At 63.2% G+C, this 20,488-nt stretch carries 20 protein-coding genes; 3 read left to right on the top strand and 17 right to left on the bottom strand.

Annotation, left to right across the window (positions count from 1 at the left end):
* Window positions 1–411: 411 nt before the first annotated feature.
* From JOE32_RS03295 to JOE32_RS03260, 8 genes are all read right to left on the bottom strand, one after another.
* Window positions 412–1,320 carry a sugar kinase gene (locus tag JOE32_RS03295; protein ID WP_209981398.1) on the bottom strand — a complete coding sequence of 303 codons (909 nt, stop codon included), beginning with the start codon at window positions 1,318–1,320 and terminating at the stop codon, window positions 412–414.
* Window positions 1,321–1,385: 65 nt separating this feature from the next.
* Window positions 1,386–2,594, bottom strand: a complete 1,209-nt coding sequence (locus tag JOE32_RS03290) for an amino acid deaminase (protein ID WP_209981396.1) — start codon at window positions 2,592–2,594, stop codon at window positions 1,386–1,388.
* Between the two features lie 9 nt (window positions 2,595–2,603).
* Complete coding sequence (locus JOE32_RS03285) at window positions 2,604–3,368, bottom strand: IclR family transcriptional regulator (protein ID WP_209981394.1); 765 nt, start codon at window positions 3,366–3,368, stop codon at window positions 2,604–2,606.
* A gap of 6 nt (window positions 3,369–3,374) precedes the next feature.
* Window positions 3,375–3,764, bottom strand: coding sequence for a RidA family protein (locus JOE32_RS03280; RefSeq protein ID WP_209981390.1), 390 nt, complete (start codon window positions 3,762–3,764; stop codon window positions 3,375–3,377).
* A 16-nt stretch (window positions 3,765–3,780) separates the two neighbouring features.
* Complete coding sequence (locus JOE32_RS03275) at window positions 3,781–4,563, bottom strand: amino acid ABC transporter ATP-binding protein (protein WP_209981388.1); 783 nt, start codon at window positions 4,561–4,563, stop codon at window positions 3,781–3,783.
* Window positions 4,560–5,222: an amino acid ABC transporter permease gene (locus tag JOE32_RS03270; RefSeq protein ID WP_003238123.1), complete on the bottom strand. Its 663-nt coding sequence runs from the start codon at window positions 5,220–5,222 to the stop codon at window positions 4,560–4,562. Before JOE32_RS03270 ends, JOE32_RS03275 begins: the two co-directional genes overlap by 4 nt.
* A gap of 11 nt (window positions 5,223–5,233) precedes the next feature.
* Entirely contained in the window at window positions 5,234–5,896 is a 663-nt protein-coding gene (locus tag JOE32_RS03265) for an amino acid ABC transporter permease (protein WP_015372301.1), read from the bottom strand.
* Between the two features lie 52 nt (window positions 5,897–5,948).
* On the bottom strand, window positions 5,949–6,797 hold the full coding sequence (locus tag JOE32_RS03260; protein ID WP_209981386.1) for a transporter substrate-binding domain-containing protein: 849 nt from the start codon (window positions 6,795–6,797) through the stop codon (window positions 5,949–5,951).
* 319 nt (window positions 6,798–7,116) lie between these two features.
* Between JOE32_RS03260 and JOE32_RS03255 the strand changes: the two genes are divergently transcribed.
* Both JOE32_RS03255 and JOE32_RS03250 read left to right on the top strand, forming a co-directional pair.
* Window positions 7,117–7,365 carry a hypothetical protein gene (locus tag JOE32_RS03255; RefSeq protein ID WP_209981383.1) on the top strand — a complete coding sequence of 83 codons (249 nt, stop codon included), beginning with the start codon at window positions 7,117–7,119 and terminating at the stop codon, window positions 7,363–7,365.
* A gap of 91 nt (window positions 7,366–7,456) precedes the next feature.
* Window positions 7,457–7,810 (top strand): thioredoxin family protein, encoded by a 354-nt coding sequence (locus JOE32_RS03250; RefSeq protein ID WP_209981381.1) that lies wholly within the window; start codon window positions 7,457–7,459, stop codon window positions 7,808–7,810.
* Here the strand turns inward: JOE32_RS03250 and JOE32_RS03245 are convergent.
* From JOE32_RS03245 to JOE32_RS03235, 3 genes are all read right to left on the bottom strand, one after another.
* On the bottom strand, window positions 7,770–9,335 hold the full coding sequence (locus JOE32_RS03245; RefSeq protein ID WP_209981378.1) for a TerC family protein: 1,566 nt from the start codon (window positions 9,333–9,335) through the stop codon (window positions 7,770–7,772). The two genes, JOE32_RS03250 and JOE32_RS03245, sit on opposite strands and share 41 nt — an antisense overlap.
* A 1,061-nt stretch (window positions 9,336–10,396) precedes the next feature.
* Window positions 10,397–11,230 carry a glutathione-dependent disulfide-bond oxidoreductase gene (gene yghU, locus JOE32_RS03240; RefSeq protein ID WP_209981376.1) on the bottom strand — a complete coding sequence of 278 codons (834 nt, stop codon included), beginning with the start codon at window positions 11,228–11,230 and terminating at the stop codon, window positions 10,397–10,399.
* Window positions 11,231–11,320: 90 nt separating this feature from the next.
* Window positions 11,321–12,088, bottom strand: coding sequence for an SDR family NAD(P)-dependent oxidoreductase (locus JOE32_RS03235; RefSeq protein WP_057010163.1), 768 nt, complete (start codon window positions 12,086–12,088; stop codon window positions 11,321–11,323).
* 137 nt (window positions 12,089–12,225) lie between these two features.
* Here JOE32_RS03235 and JOE32_RS03230 point away from each other — a divergent pair, with 137 nt between their 5' ends.
* The gene (locus JOE32_RS03230; RefSeq protein WP_209981374.1) at window positions 12,226–13,374 is read left to right on the top strand and encodes an aldose epimerase family protein; all 1,149 of its coding nucleotides are present in this window, start codon (window positions 12,226–12,228) and stop codon (window positions 13,372–13,374) included.
* A gap of 115 nt (window positions 13,375–13,489) precedes the next feature.
* On the opposite strand, the gene araH is transcribed toward JOE32_RS03230, so the two are convergent.
* Genes araH through araD1 form a run of 6 tightly spaced genes read right to left on the bottom strand, consistent with a single transcriptional unit; the run spans window position 13,490 to window position 20,488 of the window.
* On the bottom strand, window positions 13,490–14,458 hold the full coding sequence (araH, locus tag JOE32_RS03225) for an L-arabinose ABC transporter permease AraH (RefSeq protein WP_069665466.1): 969 nt from the start codon (window positions 14,456–14,458) through the stop codon (window positions 13,490–13,492).
* A 9-nt stretch (window positions 14,459–14,467) separates the two neighbouring features.
* On the bottom strand, window positions 14,468–15,970 hold the full coding sequence (araG, locus tag JOE32_RS03220; RefSeq protein WP_209981372.1) for an L-arabinose ABC transporter ATP-binding protein AraG: 1,503 nt from the start codon (window positions 15,968–15,970) through the stop codon (window positions 14,468–14,470).
* A complete protein-coding gene (locus tag JOE32_RS03215; protein ID WP_015372308.1) occupies window positions 15,967–16,971 on the bottom strand; it encodes a substrate-binding domain-containing protein in 1,005 nt (334 codons plus the stop codon). The genes araG and JOE32_RS03215 overlap by 4 nt, the downstream gene beginning before the upstream one ends.
* A gap of 44 nt (window positions 16,972–17,015) precedes the next feature.
* On the bottom strand, window positions 17,016–17,879 hold the full coding sequence (locus JOE32_RS03210; RefSeq protein ID WP_209981370.1) for an SMP-30/gluconolactonase/LRE family protein: 864 nt from the start codon (window positions 17,877–17,879) through the stop codon (window positions 17,016–17,018).
* Window positions 17,880–17,901: 22 nt separating this feature from the next.
* The gene (locus JOE32_RS03205; RefSeq protein WP_209981368.1) at window positions 17,902–19,482 is read right to left on the bottom strand and encodes an aldehyde dehydrogenase (NADP(+)); all 1,581 of its coding nucleotides are present in this window, start codon (window positions 19,480–19,482) and stop codon (window positions 17,902–17,904) included.
* A 13-nt stretch (window positions 19,483–19,495) separates the two neighbouring features.
* Window positions 19,496–20,488 carry an AraD1 family protein gene (gene araD1, locus JOE32_RS03200; protein WP_209981366.1) on the bottom strand — a complete coding sequence of 331 codons (993 nt, stop codon included), beginning with the start codon at window positions 20,486–20,488 and terminating at the stop codon, window positions 19,496–19,498.

Genomic DNA, 20,488 nt, shown 5'->3' with positions numbered 1-20,488 from the left:
AATGTGATGCTCGAAGCTACGAGCGGTGCGACTTTTCGGTGTACATATCGGTTTGTTCGGTAACGGCGACTTAGGGTTCCGCCCTGACGGCGGGTCACTTTTGGAAAAGAGCCCCAAAAGTAACCAAAAGGGCTCTTGCCCCAACACTCGGCACCTCGCCCAGGCTCGGTGTGCCCGAACGCAGGCTTTGGAGCGTGGGCCGCCGCGATGGGCCATCCTTGGCCCAGCGCGGCTAACCCGGCGTCCTGCCGGGTTACCCACGCTCCAAAACCTGCGTTCGGCCAGCGTGTTTGACGGGGCGCTCCAGATCAAAAGCAAAAGCGCGGCGGCCTGAGAGCCGACCGGAATGGGGAATGTGAACGCGATTAAATGTGGGAGGGGGCTTGCTCCCGATCCGCCCCGGGCGGCCATTCACCCCCGAGGTATCAGCGCCCCCGGCACCTGAATCACTCGACTCGCCAACCGATGCCCCGCCAGTGCAGCCTCCTGCGGCGAACCGCCCTTGAGCCGGGCGGCCAGGTATGCCGCGCTGAACGAATCTCCCGCCGCTGTCGTATCCACCACCGTTTCGACCTTCAATGCCGGCACGGCAACGCGTGCGCCGTCGCAGCGAATCCGGCACTCATCCGCGCCGCGCTTGAGCACCACCTCGGTGATCGCCGGGTACGCCGCGAACACCTGCTCGCTGTCGGCATAACCGAACAACGCTTGTTCGTCGTCTTCGGTGAGCAAGGCGATGTCCACCTCGGCCATGACCTTGCGATACGCCACCCGCGCTGCCTCGATATCGGCCCACAGGCGTGGCCGGTAATTGTTGTCGAACACCACCTTGCCGCCGCGCCTGCGGGTTTCGGCCAGCGCCAGCAACAAACGCCCGCGGCCGATTTCACCCAATACCGCCAGGGTGATACCGCTGAAATACACCAGGTCATAGCCCGGCAACGCCGCCAGGATCGGCTCGGCCGCAGGCGTGGTGAAACAGTCGCGCACCGCTGCTTCGTTGCGCCAGTAGAGAAATTTACGCTCGCCATTGGCGTCGGTCTGGATGCAATACAAACCCGGCAGACGCCCCGGCAGGCGTTGGACCATGCTCAGCCCCAGGCCCTCGTCGGTCCACTGCCGGCACATGGCATCGCTGAAACTGTCATCGCCCAGGGCGGTGACGTAGTCGACGGTGCCGACTGCGCCCAGCTCGCGGCGCAGGTACACCGCCGTGTTCAGGGTATCGCCGCCGAAGCTCTGGTGCAGGCTGCCGTCGGCGCGGTGTTGCAGTTCGATCATGCATTCGCCGATCAGGGCGATGCGCGGTTGGGTGGTCATGGCGATGCTCTCCGGTGTGGCGGATGGCCTCATCGCAGGCAAGCCAGCGATGAAGGCAACGCGGTCTAAAAACAGGTACGCAGGGACTCGATCACGCGCAACTCGTCATCCACCAGGCAGCCCACCTGCCACTTGTCAAAGGTCAGGCAAGGGTGTGACGTGCCGAACGAAATGATGTCGCCAATACGCAGTTCAACCTGCGGCGCCACCGTCATGAACGCATGCTGGTCCATCACCGCAGTGACCTGGCACGCACTCACGTCATCGCCCTCGGCCGGCACGATGCCAGCCCTGTAGCGTTTGAGCGGCACCGGCAGACCGGCGTCAAAGGCCACGTCGCGCTTGCCCAGGGCAATCACCGCAAAGCCGGGTTCGGGCAGCGACTGCACGTGGGCCCAGACTTCCATGGCCGGGCGCAGCCCTTCGTCGAGGTCACTGCGCCGGTCGAGCACGCAGCATTGCGCGTCCTTGTAGATACCGTGGTCGTGGGCCACGTAGCTGCCCGGGCGCAATACGCTGAGGAAACGGCCGGCGGCGTTCTGCTGTTCGAAGGACGCGGCGATCAGGTCGTACCACGCCGAGCCCGAGGCGGTGACGATGGGCTTGGCGAGGTCGAATGCGCCGTTGTCCTGCAGGTCCACCGCCAGGCGCACCAGGCTCGCGGCGAAGTCGCGGATGCCGCTGATGGCGTGCTCGCCGTGGATCACCCCTTCGTAGCCTTCGATACCGGTGAGGGCCAGGGCCGACTGGGCTTTGATCGCCGCCGCCAGGTCGCGCACCTGCTGCTCGCTGCGGCAACCGCAGCGGCCGCCGACCACGCCGTATTCGATCATCACGTTCAGGCGCAGGCCGCGCGCGGCGAAGAACAGGCCCAAGTCGGCGACGTTGTCCGGGTGGTCGACCATGCAATGGAAGTCGAACTGCGGGTCCTCCAGCAACTCGGCGATCAGCGCCATGTTCGGCGCGCCCACCAGTTGGTTGGCCATCAACACCCGGCGCACGCCACCGGCGTAGGCGGCGCGGGTCTGCACCGCGTTGGCGAGGGTGATGCCCCAGGCGCCAGCGGCAAGCTGACGCTGAAACAGCGCCGGCATCATGCTGGTCTTGCCGTGGGGCGCGAGTTCGGCGCCGCTGCTGCGGACAAAATTCTGCATCCAGCGAATGTTGTGTTCCAGGGCGTCGCGGTGCAGGACCAGGGCCGGCAGGCTGACGTCGCGGACCAGATGGGCACCGACGGCGGCGGCGCCTTTTTCAACGGCGTTGAGGGCGGACATGCAAAACTCCTATTCGTTGATGCGCCGGGCCAACTGGTTGGCGCTGTCGATCAACACCCGGCGGTAATCGTTGTAATGGGTAATTGCGTCGGCCCGTGGCGCGACGATGCACAGGGTGGCAATGCTTACCCCCTGGGCGTCCCGTACCGGGGCGGCGAAGCAGTGGGTGAAGGTGTCGGCCACGCTGTCGAAGGAAAAGAAGCCGTCGAGGGTGGCCTGGCGGATCTGCGCCAGGAAGGTGTCCAGCGCCAGGCGCTGGCCGTCCGGCAGGATGAAGTCGTCGGGGTCGATCAGGTCGATGATCTGCTGGTCGCTCAGGTGCCCGAGCAACAGGCGCCCGGAGGCAGTCCACGGGATCGGCGCGTTTTCGCCGATGTCCGAGGAAATACGGAAATGCCGCTCGCCCTCGCGCATCAGCGCCACCGTGTATTTGCGCCCGTTGAGCAGGCACATCTGCGCGGTTTCGTGGGTCTGGCTGACGATTTCCTGCAAGGCGTGGTCGGCCTCGCGGGTCAGGTCGAAATGGCGCAGGTGCGCCTGGCCGAGAAAATACAGCTGGCGGCCCAGATAGACGTGGCCGTCCTTGCCCACGGTCTCCAGAATGCGCCGCTCCAGCAGCGAGGCGACCAGTTCGTAGACCGTGGATTTGGGGCTGCCGATGCCGCTGGCAATATCATTCGGACGCAGGGGCTGGCCGACCTCCTTGAGAAAATCGAGGATATCGAATGCCCGGTCCAGGCCCTTGGCGCGGCGTTTGATGGGGTCTTCGGTCATGGCAGTTCAGCCCTTTTTCCTGTAGGCCACACAATCGATCTCCACCTTGCAATCCACCATCATGCTGGCCTGCACACAGGCCCGCGCCGGGGCGTGTTCCGGGGTGAAGTATTCGCCGAAGACCTTGTTGAAACTCCAGAAATCGCGCGGGTCTTCCAGCCAGACGCCGACGCGTACCACGTCTTTCAATTCGTAGCCGGCCTCTTCGAGGATCGCCACCACATTGCGCAGGGTCTGCCGGGTTTGCTCGATGATGCCGCCGGTGATGATTTCGCCGTCCACCGCAGGCACCTGGCCTGACACATAAAGCCAACCATCGGCTTCCACCGCGCGGGCAAAAGGACGAGGCTGACCACCTCCGGCGGTGCTGCCGGCTCCGTAACGAGTAATGCTCATAAAAACAGGCTCCTGATTAAAAACGAATGTTCTTCAAAAATTCTGCCAGGCGCGGCGATTGCGGACGCTCGAACACCTCTTTCGCGCTGCCCTGCTCTTCAATGCGGCCCTGGTTCATAAACACGATTTTGTCCGAGACTTCATAGGCAAAGCGCATCTCGTGGGTGACCAGCAACATGGTCATGCCCTCCTCGGCCAGGCCCTTGATCACACTGAGCACTTCGCCGACCAGCTCCGGGTCGAGGGCCGAGGTGACTTCGTCGAACAGCATCAGGCTGGGGTTCATCGCAATGGCCCGGGCGATCGCCACACGTTGCTGCTGACCGCCGGACAACTGGCCGGGAAAGTGATTGCGCCGTTCCAGCAGCCCCACGCGGTCCAGCCATTTTTCGGCCAGTGCCACCGCTTCGTCCCTGGGCATCTTCTTGACTTTCAACAGGCCCAACGTGACGTTCTGCAACGCCGTCAGATGGGGGAACAGGTTGAACTGCTGGAACGCCATGCCGGTCATCGCGCGGTGCCGGGCGATCATACGCTCCGGGTGGCGCACGCGCTTGCCGCTGCTTTCGCTGTAGCCGATGGACTCACCCTCCAGGGTGATCTGCCCGCCCTGGAACTCTTCGAGCAGGTTGACGCAGCGCAACAGCGTGGTCTTGCCCGAGCCGCTCGAGCCGATCAGCGTTACCACGTTGCCGCGCTGCAGGCTCAGGTCGACGCCCTTGAGCACTTCGAGCTCGCCGTAGTGTTTGTGCAGGCCGCGAATGTCCAGCAGCGGCTGGGTTGTTTGAGGCTGGTTCATGGCAAGGCCACCCGTTTTTCAATGTAGCGCCCGAATAATTCAATGGCGTAGTTGATGACAAAGAACAAAAAGCCCGCGAACAGGTAGAACTCCAGGGTCATGAAGGTGCGTGCGATCACCTGCTGGGTGCTGAGCAGCAGCTCGGCCACGCCGATCACCGAGAGCAACGTCGAGGCTTTGACGATTTCCGTGGACGAATTGACCCAGGTCGGCAGGATCTGGCGCAGCGCCTGGGGCAACAGCACGTAGCCCAGGGACTGGTAGAACGTCAGCCCAATCGCCCGGCCCGCTTCGAGTTGCCCACGGGGGATGGCCTGCAGGGCGCCGCGCACGATTTCCGCCACATGGGAACCGCAGAACAGCGTGAGCCCGACCGCACCGGCCTGGAACGCGCTGATCTGCCAGCCGAGCGCCGGCAGCATGTAGAAACATGCCAGCACCAGCACGAACACCGGCGTGCCACGGATCAGGTCGACATACAGGCGAAACGGCGCGCGCATCCAGAACCTGCCGTAGGTGAGGATCAAGCCGGCGACAATGCCGATCAGGGTGCCGAAAAGTATCGCCAGGGCCGACACGTAGACGCTGGCCTGGAACCCGGCCCAAAGCGTGTCACGGGCGATCCACAGTTCCTGCAGCCAACTGGGGGATTGATACATGGAGGCCGCTCCTAACGACGGATCGCCAAGCGCTGTTCCAGGTAGCGGAGCAGCATGGCGATGAGGTAACAGGCAGCCACGTAGAGCGCCGTCGTGACCAGCCAGGTTTCGATCACCCGGTAGCTTTCGACATTGATCTTACGGGCGTAATAAGTCAGCTCGGGCACCGCGATGGCGGCGGCCAGTGACGTGTCCTTGAACAGCGAGATAAAGTTGTTCGACAGCGCCGGCAGCACGTTGCGCAGCATGACCGGCACGCTGATGTACGCGCGAATCCGCCACTCGCCCAGGCCGATGGCCAGGCCGGCTTCGCGCAGGCCCTTGGGGATATTCAACAGGCCGGCGCGGAACACTTCGGTGAGGTAGGCACCGGCGTACAGCGACAGGGTTATGATGAACGAGGGGATCTTGTCCAGGCGGATACCCAGGCTCGGCAAGGCGAAGTAGATCAACAGGATCAGCACCAGGATCGGCGTATTGCGCACCACTGTGACGTACACCGAGGCGAGGATGCGCAAGGCACGGTGCCGGGACAGCATGGCGAAGGCCATCAACAGGCCAATCACGCAACCGATGGCGATCGAGATCAACGCCAGTGTCAGGCCCAGGCCGAGCCCCGCCAGCAAGGTGTCGAAGTCGCGCCACACGGCGGCAAAGTTCAACTGATAGTTCATGGTTGGCAGCACCTGCTCGGGGCGTCGTCGGCGACGCCCCAGGGTTTACGATTTACTTGAACTCAACCGGGAAGCCGATCGCGGGTTCCGGCAGGTCCACGCCAAACCACTGCTTGAACGAGGCCTTGTAGGTGGGGAACTCCACGCCGGTCATGGCTTCATGCAGGGCGGTATTGACGAAGTTCAGCCAGTCCTGATCGCCACGCTTGACCGCGCACGCATAGGTCTGCGGGCTCCAGGCGTAGGTCGGGCTGCGGTAGCGGCCGGGGTTCTGCACCATCAGGTACTTGACCGAAGACTGGTCGGTAGCGGCGGCATCGGCGCGCCCGGAGTTCACGGCCTGGTACATCAGGTCGACGCTGTCGTACTGATCGACCCTGGCCTTGGGCAGTGCCTGGTGCACCAGTTCTTCGGCGTACACGTTCTGCAGCACGGCCACGGTGACGCTGTCGCCTGCGGCCTGCAGGTCTTCGATCTCTTTATATTTGCTGTTGTTGGGCAGCAGCAGGCCCACGCCTTCGCGGTAGTACGGCAGGGTGAACGCCACCTGTTGCGCACGGCTGGCGGTGACGGTGATGAACTGGCACGTCATGTCGACCTTGTCGGTCAGCAGGTTGGGAATGCGCGCGTCAGACGACTGCACCACGAACTCGACCTTGCTCGGATCATTGAACAGCCCCTTGGCGACGATGCGGCCGATATCGATATCGAACCCCTGCAACTTGCCATCCGCGCCCTGGAAGTGCCACGGCGCATTGGTGCTGCCGGTGCCCACGATCAGATGCCCGCGCTTGAGCACGGCATCGAGCTTGCTGTCCGCCGCCTGCACCAGGCCGGCAAGGGACGCCGAGGCGGCGAAAAGAAAAACACACGCGTTGAACACGAAAGGTCGGTGATGCATGGCGAGCACTCCAGGGGCTGTATATTCCGCTATACCGGAACTTGGTATGTAACAACGGAATAGACAGCAGAAAGTGTGCCACTGCCGCTGACAGAACACCATGGCAGGAATAAACCTGTTGATAATCAAGTGGATGAATAGCGCGGCGAAATGCAGCAGTGCGTCGGCATTTCCTATTGCAGTGCTACCCAGGGCCTCATACAGGCGTGACAGCGCCACGCCAGTGCGTCACGCCCTGTTACCGGGCGCAGCGCCCTCTGGAAAAATCCCGGCGCTGGACTAGCCTTTGGCACACCTCTGACGACAAGGAATGCGCCCGATGAAGCTTCGTCTCACCCTGCTGCTGCTCACCCTGCTGGCAGCCAACAGCGCCTGGGCCAGCAACGACCGCCGCGAATGCAAGGAAGAACTGCAGAAACTCAAGGAGGCGTTCAACGTCGACTACACCAGCCAGAACCACCATGGCTACCGCGAGGCGAAGGCGTCCCGCGACAATGAGGAATACCGCAAATGCGCCGGCCAGGCGCGCAAGGCGCGCGAACGCATAGAGCGTGACCGCGATGCTTGATACCTGTGAAGGTTGACAGTAGACGCTGAGGATCGGCCGCTTTAGCGTACCGGTGGCGGCTGTTCAGGCCGGGTGCGCAAGGAGGATCGTCATGGGCGCTGCAAATAGGGTCATCAATGACCTCAAGGAATACGAGAGCATCCTCAAGGAACACGAGCGGGTAATCGTTCTGTTTACTTCACCCTACTGCCAGGCGTGCCTGGGAGTCGGCCCGCGCTTTGAACGCATCGCGGCAAAATACGCCCACAGCATCAAGAGTCTGCTGTTGGACACCACGCAGACACCGAAGATCGAAGGCGTGGACGGCACCCCGACCCTGGTGGTGTATAAAAATGCCCAGGAGGTGGAGAACCTCAAGGGCATCGGTGACCCGCAGGACCAGGAAGCATTTCTGGAGGACGTGTTTAAAGACTACGTGCCGACGGCACCAGCACCACCTGTGTGACCCGCCGCTCCTCCACCGCCGCCACCGTCAGGCGCCAGCCCTCATGCTCCAGGCTATCGCCCAGTACCGGCAGGCGGTCCAGCAGGCTCATCACCAGCCCGGCCAGCGTCTGATAGTCCTCGGTCGCCGCCGCCTTGAAACCGGTGCGCTGACGCACCTGGTTCAGGTTCAACGCACCATTGGCGCGAAAGCCCGCGCCCTCCTCGACGATATCCGGCCCTTCGATCTCGCTGGCGTCCGGTAATTCGCCGGCGATGGACTCGAGGATGTCGGTCATGCTCAGCACCCCCATGAAGTCGCCGAATTCGTTGATCACGAAGGCGATGTGGGTGGATTCCTGGCGCATCTGTTCCAGGGCATTGAGGATCGAGAAACTGTCCAGCAGGTTGATCGCCCGGCGCGCGAGGTGTTCCAGGTTAGGCGCGTTGCCGGCCAGGTACTCCTTGAGCAGTTCCTTTTTGTGCACAAAGCCCAGCGGTTCATCCACCGCGCCGTTGCGGATCAGCGGCAGACGCGAGTAGGACGAGTGCATGAGTGTTCGACGAATCGTCTCGGCATCGTCCGCCAGATCGATGCAGTCGACCTTGGCCCGTGGCGTCATCAGGGTGCGGATCGGCCGTTCGGCCAGTTGCAGCACGCCGCTGATCATTACCCGTTCACGTCGGTCGAACAGTGGGCCCTGGGCGGCATCCGCCTCGCCCAGCAGGTCGGCGACGTCGTCATCCACCTCTTCCACCGCCAGGCGGCGGCCGCCCAGCAGGCGCATCACCGCATGGGCGGTGCGCTCACGCACCGGCAACACGCCCTGCGCCGACTTCTTGCGGCGCGCCCGCGCGATCTGGTTGAAGATCTCGATCAGGATCGAGAAACCAATCGCGGCGTACAGGTAGCCCTTGGGAATATGGAAGCCCAGGCCTTCGGCGGTCAGCGCGAAGCCGATCATCATCAAAAAGCCCAGGCACAGCATGATCACCGTCGGGTGTGCGTTGACGAAGCGGGTCAGCGGTTTGCTGGCCACGATCATCAGGCCGATGGAAACAATCACCGCGATCATCATCACCGCCAGTTCATCGACCATGCCCACGGCGGTAATCACCGCGTCGAGGGAGAACACCGCGTCGAGCACCACGATCTGCGCCACGATCGGCCAGAACATCGCATACGCCACATTGCCGCTGCGCTGGGCCACATGGCCTTCAAGGCGCTCGTGCAACTCCATGGTGGCCTTGAACAGCAGGAATACACCGCCAAACAGCATGATCAGGTCACGGCCGGAGAAGCTCTTGTCGAACACCTCGAACAACGGCTGAGTGAGAGTGACCAGCCAGGAAATACTCGCCAGCAGGCCCAGGCGCATCAGCAGCGCCAGGGACAGGCCGATCAACCGCGCACGGTCGCGCTGCTCAGGGGGCAGTTTGTCCGCCAGGATCGCGATAAACACCAGGTTGTCGATGCCCAGCACCAGTTCCAGCACAATCAGGGTCGCCAGGCCAAGCCAGGCCGTTGGGTCCGCTAACCATTCCATTTGTATAAGTCTCTGTGTTCAGTTTTCAGGAGACCGGGCACGGCAGTGCGCGATCAGTGGACCGGGACAGGGTTGGCAGTCGGAATACGGGGTGCTTGAGCGGGAACAGCGACGGTGCGTGTCTTGGGGAAAGACGACTGGGAGGGTCCAAGAGGGTGTTCATGCAAGTCCTGCGATGGGAAAAGGACTTGAATCCTACAGCTGAAATATAAATTTCCCACAACGCAAAACTATTACAAGATCTGTAAAGGCGCTGTGGCAACGGTGCCCGCAGTGGCGAGCGCCTCTATGGCGAGCGTGCTTGCCCTAATGCCGTTCAGTTAAGCGCAGATTCCCTGTGGGAGTGGTGGTGCGACGATTCGACTTGCCCGCGAAAGCGGTGGGTCTTCAACATCAATGTTTTCTGGGCCGACGCCATCGGGAGCAAGCCCCCTCCCACATTTTGTACAGCGTTCGGCAGACCATTCCGGTCGGCTCTCAGGCCGCCACGCTTTTGCTTTTGCTTTTGCTTTTGCTTTTGATCTGGAAGCGCCCCGTCAAACACGCTGGCCGAACGCAGGTTTTGGAGCGTGGGTAACCCGGCAGGACGCCGGGTTAGCCGCGCTGGGCCAAGGATGGCCCATCGCGGCGGCCCACGCTCCAAAGCCTGCGTTCGGGCACACCGAGCCTGGGCGAGGTGCCGAGTGTTGGGGCAAGAGCGTTTTGCTTACTTTTGCGCTTTTCAAAAGTGAGCCGCCGTCAGGGCGGAACCCTAAGCCGCCGTTACCGCACAAACCGATAGGTACACCGAAAAGTCGCACCGCTCGTTGCTTCGAGCATCACGTTGGCTTAACTGAACGGCATTAGGGCTTGCCCCGCGTTAGGCTGCGAAGCAGCCCCAGTAAAGCACCCCCGCAGGGTAAGACAGATCCGATTGGCAGGTTTTGGGGCCACTTCGCGCCCCAACGCGGGGCAAGCCCGCTCGCCACAACAAATCCACTCCCCACAACAAATCCATTCCCCACTACAAATCCATTCGCCATCATTCGCCACAACGAGCCCGGCAGCCAAAACCGCTGAAATCAATCCAGGTCCGCAGCCTCATGCCGCTCCGCCAGTTGCTCGGAAACCTCGCCGAACACCCGGTTGACCCGACGCCCGCGCTTGACCGCCGGCCGTGAGTCGATCGCCTTGGCCCAGCGCATCACGTGGGTGTACTCATGCACCGAAAGAAACTCTGCGGCGTCATACAGGCGGCCCAACACCAACCCACCGTACCAGGGCCAGATCGCAATATCGGCAATGCTGTATTTATCCCCGGCAATGTATTCACTCTCGGCCAGGCGCTTGTCCAGCACATCCAACTGACGCTTGGCTTCCATGGCAAAGCGATTGATCGGGTACTCCATCTTGCTCGGCGCATAGGCATAGAAATGCCCGAAACCACCGCCCAGGTACGGCGCACTGCCCATCTGCCAGAACAGCCACGACAGGCACTCCGCCCGCGCTGCCGGCTCCGTCGGTAATAACGCAGCGAACTTCTCCGCCAGGTACTGCAGGATCGCGCCGGATTCAAACACGCGAATCGGCGTGGCGCCGCTGTGGTCCATCAGCGCGGGAATCTTGGAGTTCGGGTTCACCGCCACAAACCCGCTGCCGAACTGATCGCCGTCGCCGATCTTGATCAGCCACGCGTCGTATTCGGCACCGGTATGCCCCAGCGCCAGGAGTTCTTCCAGCAGGATCGTGACCTTCTGCCCATTGGGCGTGGCCAGGGAGTACAGCTGCAACGGATGCTTGCCCACCGGCAGCGCCTTGTCATGGGTGGCACCGGCGATGGGCCGGTTGATGCTGGCGAAGGTGCCGCCACTTTCAGCGTCCCAGGTCCAGACTTTCGGCGGCTGGTAGTCAGTCATGCTCGGTTCTCCCGTGGGTTGCAACAGTAGGTTGGAAACATTTCGATACTGCCAGCCGGGCGACGTTCCATCCAGCGCCAATCGGTGTGCCTACACCCAGCCGCCGTCGACAATGAAGTTCTGCGCCGAACACATCGCCGCCGCGTCCGACGCGAGGAACAACGCCATATTGGCAATATGCTCCGGCAACACGCTGCCCGGCAGGCACTGGCTGCGCGCGATCAAGTCCCTGGCGGCATCGTCCACCCACATCGCCAGTTGCTTCTCGGTCATCACCCAGCCCGGCACCAGCGTGTTCACGCGGATATGGCTGGGCCCCAGCTCACGCGCCAGGGCACGGGTCATGCCGTGGGCCGCCGCCTTGCTGGCGGCATAAACGGGGTAGCCGGCCGAGGCCATCATCCAGCCGACGGAGCCCAGGTTGATGATCGAACCGCCGCCCGCCTCTTTCATGCCCGGTACCACCGCCTTGGCGGCAAAGAATGCATGCTTGAGGTTGACCGCGATCAGCCGGTCGAACGTCTCCGAGTCGACTTCCTCCAGGGTGTGGCGCACGTCATTGGCAGCATTGTTCACCAGCACCGTGATCGGCCCCAGCGAATGCTCGAACCGGCCGATAGCCGCGCGATAGCCAATCTCGTCGGTGATGTCGCAGCACACGAACTCGACGGTGTGCCCCTGCGAACTCAACAGCGCCGCCAGGCGTTCGCCCTGGCTTTGCGCGCGGTCCACAAACGCCACCTTGGCGCCCTGCGCGGCAAAGGCTCGCACCATGAACTCACCAATGCCCGAAGCACCGCCGGACACCAGCACGGTTTTGCCCTTGAGGTCGGGATACACAGCCTGCGGAATACTCATATAACGGTTGCCTCGATCAATTAGTCTTATTTTATTTTACGAAATCGGCGTTAAAGGCTATAAATTCGCTGTCACACTGACAAAATATCGCTATTAGTAGAACTATTCCACTCAAAACAACAAAAGGAAGTTCGACCATGAAGCACCCTCGATACCTGCTCTCCGGCCTCGCCCTGTCCATGCTGGTTGCCAGTGGCGGCGCCCAGGCAGCCGGCCTGAGCAGCGAGCACAAGCCGTTCGGCAAGACCCATGACGGCACGCCCGTCGAACAGTACATTCTGCGCAACAGCCACGGCATGCAAGCCACGGTCATCACCTACGGCGGCGTGTTGCAGTCGTTGAAGGTGCCGGACAAGCACGGCAAGGTCGAGGACGTGGTGCTCGGGTTTGATGACGTGCAAGGCTACCAGGCCGGCACCGCGTTCTTTGGCGCGACCATCGGGCGTTTCGGCAACCGCCTGGCCGGCGGCGCCTTTGAACTCGACGGCAAGCGCTTCCAGGTGCCGCTCAACGACGGCCCCAACTCGCTGCATGGCGGCGCCCAGGGCTTCGACAAGCATGTGTGGAAAGCGGCGCAGGTCAAGGACAAGGACTCGGTGGGCGTCACCCTCACCTACCTGTCCAAGGATGGCGAAATGGGCTTCCCCGGCAACCTGAAGACCGAAGTCACCTACCGCCTCAATGACAAAAACGAACTGCACATCGACTACAAGGCAACCACCGACAAACCCACGGTGCTCAACCTCACCAACCACAGCTACTTCAACCTGGCCGGCGCGGGCAATGGCGACATCCTCAAGCAGGTTGCCACCCTGCACGCCAGCCACTACACGCCGGTGAATGCCACGCTGATTCCGACCGGCGAACTGGCACCGGTGGCGGGCACGCCGATGGACTTCCTCAAACCCACGCCTATCGGCCAGCACATCAAGGACGATCACCCGCAGCTCAAGTTCGCCGAGCCCAAGCAAGGCGGGTTCGACTTCAACTGGGCGCTGGATACCAAGGGCGACGTCAGGCAACTGGCTGCCGAGGTGCATGACCCCGAGTCGGGCCGCCGTCTGCAGCTCTACACCAGCGAGCCGGGAGTGCAGTTCTACACCAGCAACTTCCTCGATGGTTCAGTGAAGGGCAAGGCCGGCAAGACGTACCTGCACTGGAGCGGGTTTACCCTGGAGACCCAGCATTTTCCGGATGCGCCCAACCAGCCCAACTTTGCCTCGACCCGCTTGAACCCGGGGCAGACCTACACCCAGAACACAATCTTCAAATTCTCCGCCGATTGAAATTGTGGGAGGGGGCTTGCTCCCGATGGCGGTGGGTCAGCGACTGATGTGTTGACTGATTCACCGCTATCGGGAGCAAGCCCCCTCCCACATTGGTTCCTCGTAAGGCTTGAGGTCAGCGTTGCTTCATGCGGTCGATGACCACCGCCAGCAACAGGATCGAGCCGCGGATCACGTATTGATAAAACGTGTCGATGTTCTTCAGGTTCATCGCGTTTTCAATGATCGCCAGAATCAGCACGCCGGCAATCACGTGGCGGATCATGCCGATGCCGCCGCTCAGCGACACCCCGCCCAGCACGCAGGCGGAAATGACCGTCAGCTCGAAACCCTGGCCGATCATCGGCTGGCCCGAGGTCATGCGCGAGGCGAGGATGACGCCGGCCAGGGCGCCGATCAGGCCGTGCACGGCGAAGATGATGATCTTGGTGCGGTCAACGTTGACCCCCGCCAGCAGCGCCGCTTCCGGGTTGCCGCCGATGGCCATGGTGTTGCGCCCGTAGGTGGTGTAGTTGAGCAGCCAGCCGAAGAACACGAAGCACACGATGGTGATCAGGATCGGCACCGGCACGCCCAGCAACTGGCCGTTGCCGAAGATGAAGAACTGATCCTGGGACACGCCCACCGCCTTGCCGTCGGCAAAGATATAGGCCAGGCCGCGCACAATCTGCATGGTCGCCAGCGTGGTGATCAACGCATTGACCCGCAGCTTGGCGATCACGATGCCGTTGATCAGCCCCACCAGCAGGCCCATCCCCAGGGCGGCGCCGATGCCCAGCATCACGCTGTCGGTGTCGCGCATCACAATGGCCGCGACCACGCCGGCGCAGGCGATCACCGAGCCCACCGATAAATCGAAGTGCCCCGACGCCAGGCAGAACAGCATGGTGCAGGCGGCGATGCCCACCGTGGAAATCGCCAGGCCCAGGCCGCGCATGTTCAGCGGCGAGAGGAAGTTGTCGATGAGCAAGGCGCACAGCACGAAGATGCTCACCGCCGCCAGCAGCATCGCCCAGTTATCCAGCAGCGCGCGCAGGTCCAGGGGTTTGCGCGCTTTGGGCAGCGCGTTGTCTTGGGTCGTCATAGTCGTCTCTCAGTGGGCCGGGCCGCGCGGCAAGGCCAGCTGCAGCAAGTTGGATTCAGTGGCGTGTTCACGCCGTTGTTCGCCGCGCAGGGCGCCTTCGCACAGCACCAGGATGCGGTCGGAAATCCCCATCACTTCCATCAGGTCACTGGACACCACGATCACCGCAATGCCGCTGGCGGCCAGGTTATGGATGATCTGGTAGATCTCCGACTTGGCGCCGATGTCGATGCCCCGGGTCGGCTCATCGAGCAGCAGCACCTTCATCGGCATCGACAGCCAGCGGCCGAGAATGGCCTTCTGCTGATTGCCGCCGGACAGGTACATGATTTTCTGCTCGGCGTTGGGCGTCTTCACCTTCATCGCCTGGATCTGCTGGCCGGCGTTGCTCTTCTCCCACTTCTCGCGCAGCAGCCAGCCAAACGCGGCATGGGCGCCACGGGCGCTGATGTTGATGTTTTCCGCCACGCTGGACAGCGGAATGATGCCTTCCTTCTTGCGGTCTTCCGGGCACAGCAGCACGCCGGCGTCGATGGCATCGCGCGGTGAGCGCAGGTGCAGGGTTTCGCCGCACAGCTCCAGCTGCCCTGCGGTGCTGCGCTCCAGCCCGGAGAGCAGCCGAAACAGCTCGGTGCGCCCTGCCCCCACCAGCCCGAACAGCCCGAGAATCTCGCCCTTGCGCACCGCAAAGCTGACCGGCTCACGCAAGCCTGGCCCAAGCAGCCCATCGACCTTGAGCGCCACCTCACCGTGCTCGCGCGGACGGTAGTCGTAGATGTCCTGGATATCGCGCCCGACCATGCAGGTCACCAGCTGGTCGTGGGTCAGCGCGCTCATGTCCTCGAACGTGCGCACGTAGCGCCCGTCCTTGAACACCGTGACCGCGTCGCAGATGCGGAACACCTCTTCCATGCGATGCGACACGTAGAGCACCACTTTGCCCTCATCGCGCAGGCGCGCGATGATCGCCATCAGCCGGTCGATTTCCCGCGCCGAGAGGCTGCTGGTGGGTTCATCGAAGGCGATCACATGGGCGCCACGGGACAGCGCCTTGGCGATTTCCACCAGTTGGCGCTGGCCCAGGGACAGGCGACCGAGCTTTTCATCCGGGTCGATTTCATCGGCCAGGCCCTTGAGGCAGGCCAGCGCCTGCTTGCGCAGCAGGCCGCCGTTGACCACGCCCAAGCGCGACGGCATATGCCCGAGGAACAGGTTCTCCGCCACGCTCATTTCCGGCACCAGGTGCAGTTCCTGGTGAATCACCGCCACGCCGCTGGCAATGCTGTCAGCGGCGCATTTGAACGCCATGGTCTGCGCGCCGATCTGCACCGAGCCACTGCTGGGAATGTAGGCGCCGCCAAGAATTTTCAGCAGCGTCGACTTGCCCGCGCCGTTCTCGCCCATCAGCGCATGCACCTGGCCCGGCTGGGCGGTAAAGCAGATGCCGTCCAGCGCCTTGACCCCGGGAAAGGTTTTGCCGATACCCTCAAAACGCAGGGCGGCCGCACTCATTTCCACAGCCCGATTTTGGTCAGTTCTTCCTTGAAGTTTTCCCGGGTGATCAGCGTCACTTCGTCCATCGCCGTGTATTTCGGCGGTTCGGTGCCCTTGGTGACCCACTCGTACATCATCAGCGCCGTGTTGTAGCCCTCGATGTGCGGGCTGGGCAGCATCGAGCCGAAGAAACCGCTGTTGGCCTTCTTCAATTCGCCGATGGCGTCGGTGCCGTTGATGCCGATGCCGATCACGTTGGCCGCCGCAAACCCGGCGCTTTCCGTGGCGCGCACGCCGCCGAGCACGGTGTTGTCGTTCATGCCGCCGATGATCAGGTTTTTCGCGCCGCTGGGCAGCTTGACCAGCGCCGAGTTGGTGGCGTCCATGCTGCCCGGAACGTCGAGGGTTTTCAGCGCGGCAGTGAGGATATGGTCCTTGGGAATGCCGGCTTCTTCGAGGGATTTGATCGAACCGTCGGTGCGTTTTTTACCGGTGTCGAGCTCGTTGAAGGTGTTGATCACCGCGTAGGTGTCCTTCCAGTCCCAGCCACGTTTTTTCGCTTCGGCAGCCATCGCGGCGCCCTGCTTCTGGCCCACTTCGAACGCGGCCATCCCCAGGTACGGCACGTCTTCCATGAACGCGCCCTTGGCGTCGACGAAACGGTCGTCCACGGCAATCACCTTGAGGCCGTTGGCCTTGGCCTTGGCGACGATGGCCGGGCCGAGGGACACGTCCGGCGGGCAGATCACAAAGCCCTTGGCGCCGTTGGCGGCCAGGCTGTCGATGGCCGAGAGGGTTTTCTCGCCATCGGGCACGGCGATCTTGATCACGGTGAAACCGTGTTCCTTGCCGGCTTTTTCGGCGAACGCCCATTCGGTCTGGAACCAGGGCTCTTCGGCCTGTTTGACCAGGAAGCCGATTTTTACTTCTTCAGCAGCCAGCAGCAGGCCGCTCAGGCTCATGGCCGACACCGCGACAGCGGCGCAGCACAGGGAACGCAAACCACGACGACGATTCATAGGGTGACTCCTTGTTGTTGTTTTTGAATGTTCGTTTTTAAGGTTTATCCGGCAAAGCGGTGACAGGGCTTGCCTGGCACGTCGACCTCCATGGCCAGCACCGCCCCATCCAGCGGATGGCCCAAGGGGCTGGCGGCACTGGTGATGTACAACGTGGTGAGATCCGGCCCGCCGAACACGCAACTGGTGGGACGACTGACGGGCAGTTCGACGATACGGTCGACCTCCCCGGCAGGCGTCAGGCGCAGCAGACAACTGCCGTCCCAACGCGCGTTCCAGATATAGCCGTCGGCGTCCATGGCCGAGCCGTCGGGCCCGCCGCGCGCGTGCGGGCCGAACCACAGCTGCGCCGGCTCAAGCTGACCGTCCGCCTGGATGCCATGCCGATACAGCGTGGCGTCCAGGCTGTCGCCAAAATGCACCTGACGGCCGTCGTCGCTCCACAGCAAGGTGTTGGGAATGCCCAGCCCGCTCAGCAGCGGCGTGACCGTCGCATCGGCATCGATGCGAAACAGCCCGCCGGAACGCCGGGTGATGGGCAGGTCCTCACCCTGCTCGCCGATGTTGTTCTGCATGGTGCCCAGCCACAGCCGGCCCTGGGCATCGCAGCGCGCTTCATTGCCACGGTTGCCCGCCTGCGGGTCGGCCACGCACAGCAGGGTCAGCGCCTCGGTGACCAGGTCCAGGCGATACACGCCACTGCTCAAGGTCACCAGCGCGTCGCCGCTTTCGCACGGGATAAACGCCGAGACGTGCTCGGGCAATTGCCACACCTGCAGTTGCCCGCCCATCAGGCGCAGGGCCTGTTTGCCGGCGATATTCACCCAGTACAGCGCCTGGGTGGGCGCGTCCCAGAATGGCCCCTCGCCCAACTGCGCACGGTGCGGGGTAACGGCGATAAACGACATGACGCCTCCTGATCCGGGTTGTTTACAGCGCCTCGCGCGACGGCGTGCCGTCCACCAGCCGCTGGATACGCAGCGGGTTGGCATTCTTCAGCGCCTCGGGCAGCAGGCTGTCAGGGTAGTTCTGGAAACACACCGGGCGCAGGAAGCGGTCGATGGCCAGGGTGCCGACCGAGGTGCCACGGGCATCGGACGTCGCCGGGTACGGGCCACCGTGCACCATCGAATCGCACACCTCCACGCCGGTCGGATAGCCGTTGAGCAGGATGCGCCCGACTTTCTGTTCCAGCAGGGGGGTGAGCTCGGCGAACTGTTGCAGGTCGGCCGGCTCGCCGATCACCGTCGCCGTCAGTTGACCGTGCAGGCCGTGCAGGGCGGCGCTGAGTTGTGCCTGGTCGGCCACTTCGACGAACACCGTGGTGGGACCGAACACTTCTTCCTGCAGGACTTCATCGCCGTCGATCAGCAACTGCGCATCGGCCTTGAACAACTGCGGTTGGGCTTGATTGCCGGCCTGCGCGGTGCCTGCCAGATGCTGGATGCCCGGGTGTGCGAAAAGTTTTTCCAGGCCCTTGCCGTAGCTGCCCAGGGTGCCGGCATTGAGCATGGTTTGCGCCGGTTGTTCACCGATCAACTGCGCCACCTGCCGAGTGAATGCGGTAAAGGCCGGCGACGCAATGCCGATCACCAGGCCCGGGTTGGTGCAGAACTGGCCGCACCCCTGCACCACCGAGGCGGTCAGGTCGCGGGCGACGGTTTCGGCGCGGGCTGCGAGGGCCTGGGGCAGCACGATCACCGGGTTGATGCTCGACATCTCGGCAAACACCGGGATCGGTTGCGCACGCGCCGCCGCCATGTCGCACAGTGCGCGGCCACCCTTGAGCGAACCGGTAAAGCCCACGGCCTGGATCGCCGGGTGCTTGACCAGGGCTTCGCCGACGCCACCGCCGAAGATCATATTGAACACACCGGCCGGCATCTCGGTGGCCTCGGCCGCACGGATGATCGCGTTGGCCACCTGCTCGGCCGTGGCCATGTGGCCGCTGTGGGCCTTGAACACCACCGGGCAACCGGCCGCCAGCGCTGCGGCGGTGTCGCCGCCGGCGGTGGAGAATGCCAGTGGGAAGTTGCTTGCCCCGAACACCGCGACCGGGCCGAGGCCGATGCGGTATTGGCGCAGGTCCGGACGCGGCATGGGCTGGCGGTCCGGCAGTGCCTTGTCGATACGCGCACCGTAGAAATCACCTCGGCGCAGCACGGTGGCGAACAGGCGCATCTGGCCGCTGGTACGCCCGCGCTCGCCCTTGATACGCGCGGCCGGCAGTGCGGTTTCGCGGCATACCAGTTCAATGAAGTTGTCGCTCAACCCGTCCAGCTCGTCGGCGATGGCATCGAGAAACTGCGCACGGCGCGCGGCGCTCAAGGCACGGTAAGCCGGGTAAGCCTGGGCGGCGGCCAGGGCGGCGGCGTCGACCTCTTCGGGGGTGGCCTGGTAGAAATCCTGGGGCAAGGCCTCGCCGGTGGTCGCGTCGACGCTGTGCAGCTTGACGCTGCCGTTGGCGCTGCGCTGGCCGCCGATGTAATTGTGGCCGAGGAACTGGGTCATGGTGAGGTCTCCTTTAAAGGGTGATGACGTTGCCGGGTTCGAATGCCGCGGCACTGCTGCCGACACGGTTGACCAGCGGCGCGCCGAATTCGGCCTGGCTGATCTCGAACACATCGCCGGCCTGGGTACGTATACCGTCGGCGAATGACAGCGTGGCGGTGCCGAAGAAATGAATGTGCACGTCGCCGGGTTTGAGGAACTGGCGGTACTTGAAGTGGTGGTATTCGAGGTTTTCCAGGCTGTGGCACATATTGGCCTCACCGCTGAGGAATTCGTTCCGCCAGATTTCTTCGCCGTCGCGCAGGATGCGGCTGGTGCCGGCCAGGTGCTGGGGCAGCTCGCCCACGCGCAACTCCGGGCCGTAGCTGCAACTGCGCAGTTTGGAATGGGCCAGGTAGAGGTAGTTCTTGCGCTCCATGATGTGGTCGGAGAACTCGTTGCCCACCGCAAACCCCAGGCGATACGGCTTGCTGTCGGGGCCGATGACGTACAGGCCGCCGATCTCCGGTTCTTCACCGGCGTCTTCGGCGAACGGCGGCACCGGGAAGGCCTCGCCCGGGCGCACCACGGTGCTGCCGTCGCCCTTGTAGAACCACTCTGGCTGCACGCCCGCCTGACCGGCTGCGGGTTTGCCGCCCTCCACGCCCCATTTGAAGATGCGCATGGTGTCGGTCATCGCGCCTTCGTCGCCGGCCTGCTGGTGCATCTTGTCGCGCGCCGAGGCGCTGCCCAGGTGGGTCAGACCGGTGCCGCTGATCAGCATATGCGCCGGGTCCGGGTGGTCCAGCGGCGGCAGGATCTTCAGGTCGGCGAGCAGCGCCGGGTAATCATGGCGGTCGCCCAGGCCCAGGCGCTCGACGTGCTGCGCCAGGCCCACGCCTGCGTCGATGGCCGCCAGGGCCAATTCGCGCACGCTGTGGGCGCCCTGCACTTCACGCAACGTGTCGCCATCGACAACACCGACGCGACGCTCACCGTTGCGCAATTCGAACTGGACTAAACGCAT

The organism is Pseudomonas sp. PvP025 (assembly GCF_017832155.1).
Taxonomy (GTDB): Bacteria; Pseudomonadota; Gammaproteobacteria; order Pseudomonadales; family Pseudomonadaceae; genus Aquipseudomonas.
The sequence above is the reverse complement of the archived record's forward strand: the minus strand, read 5'-3'. Positions and strand labels throughout refer to the sequence as shown.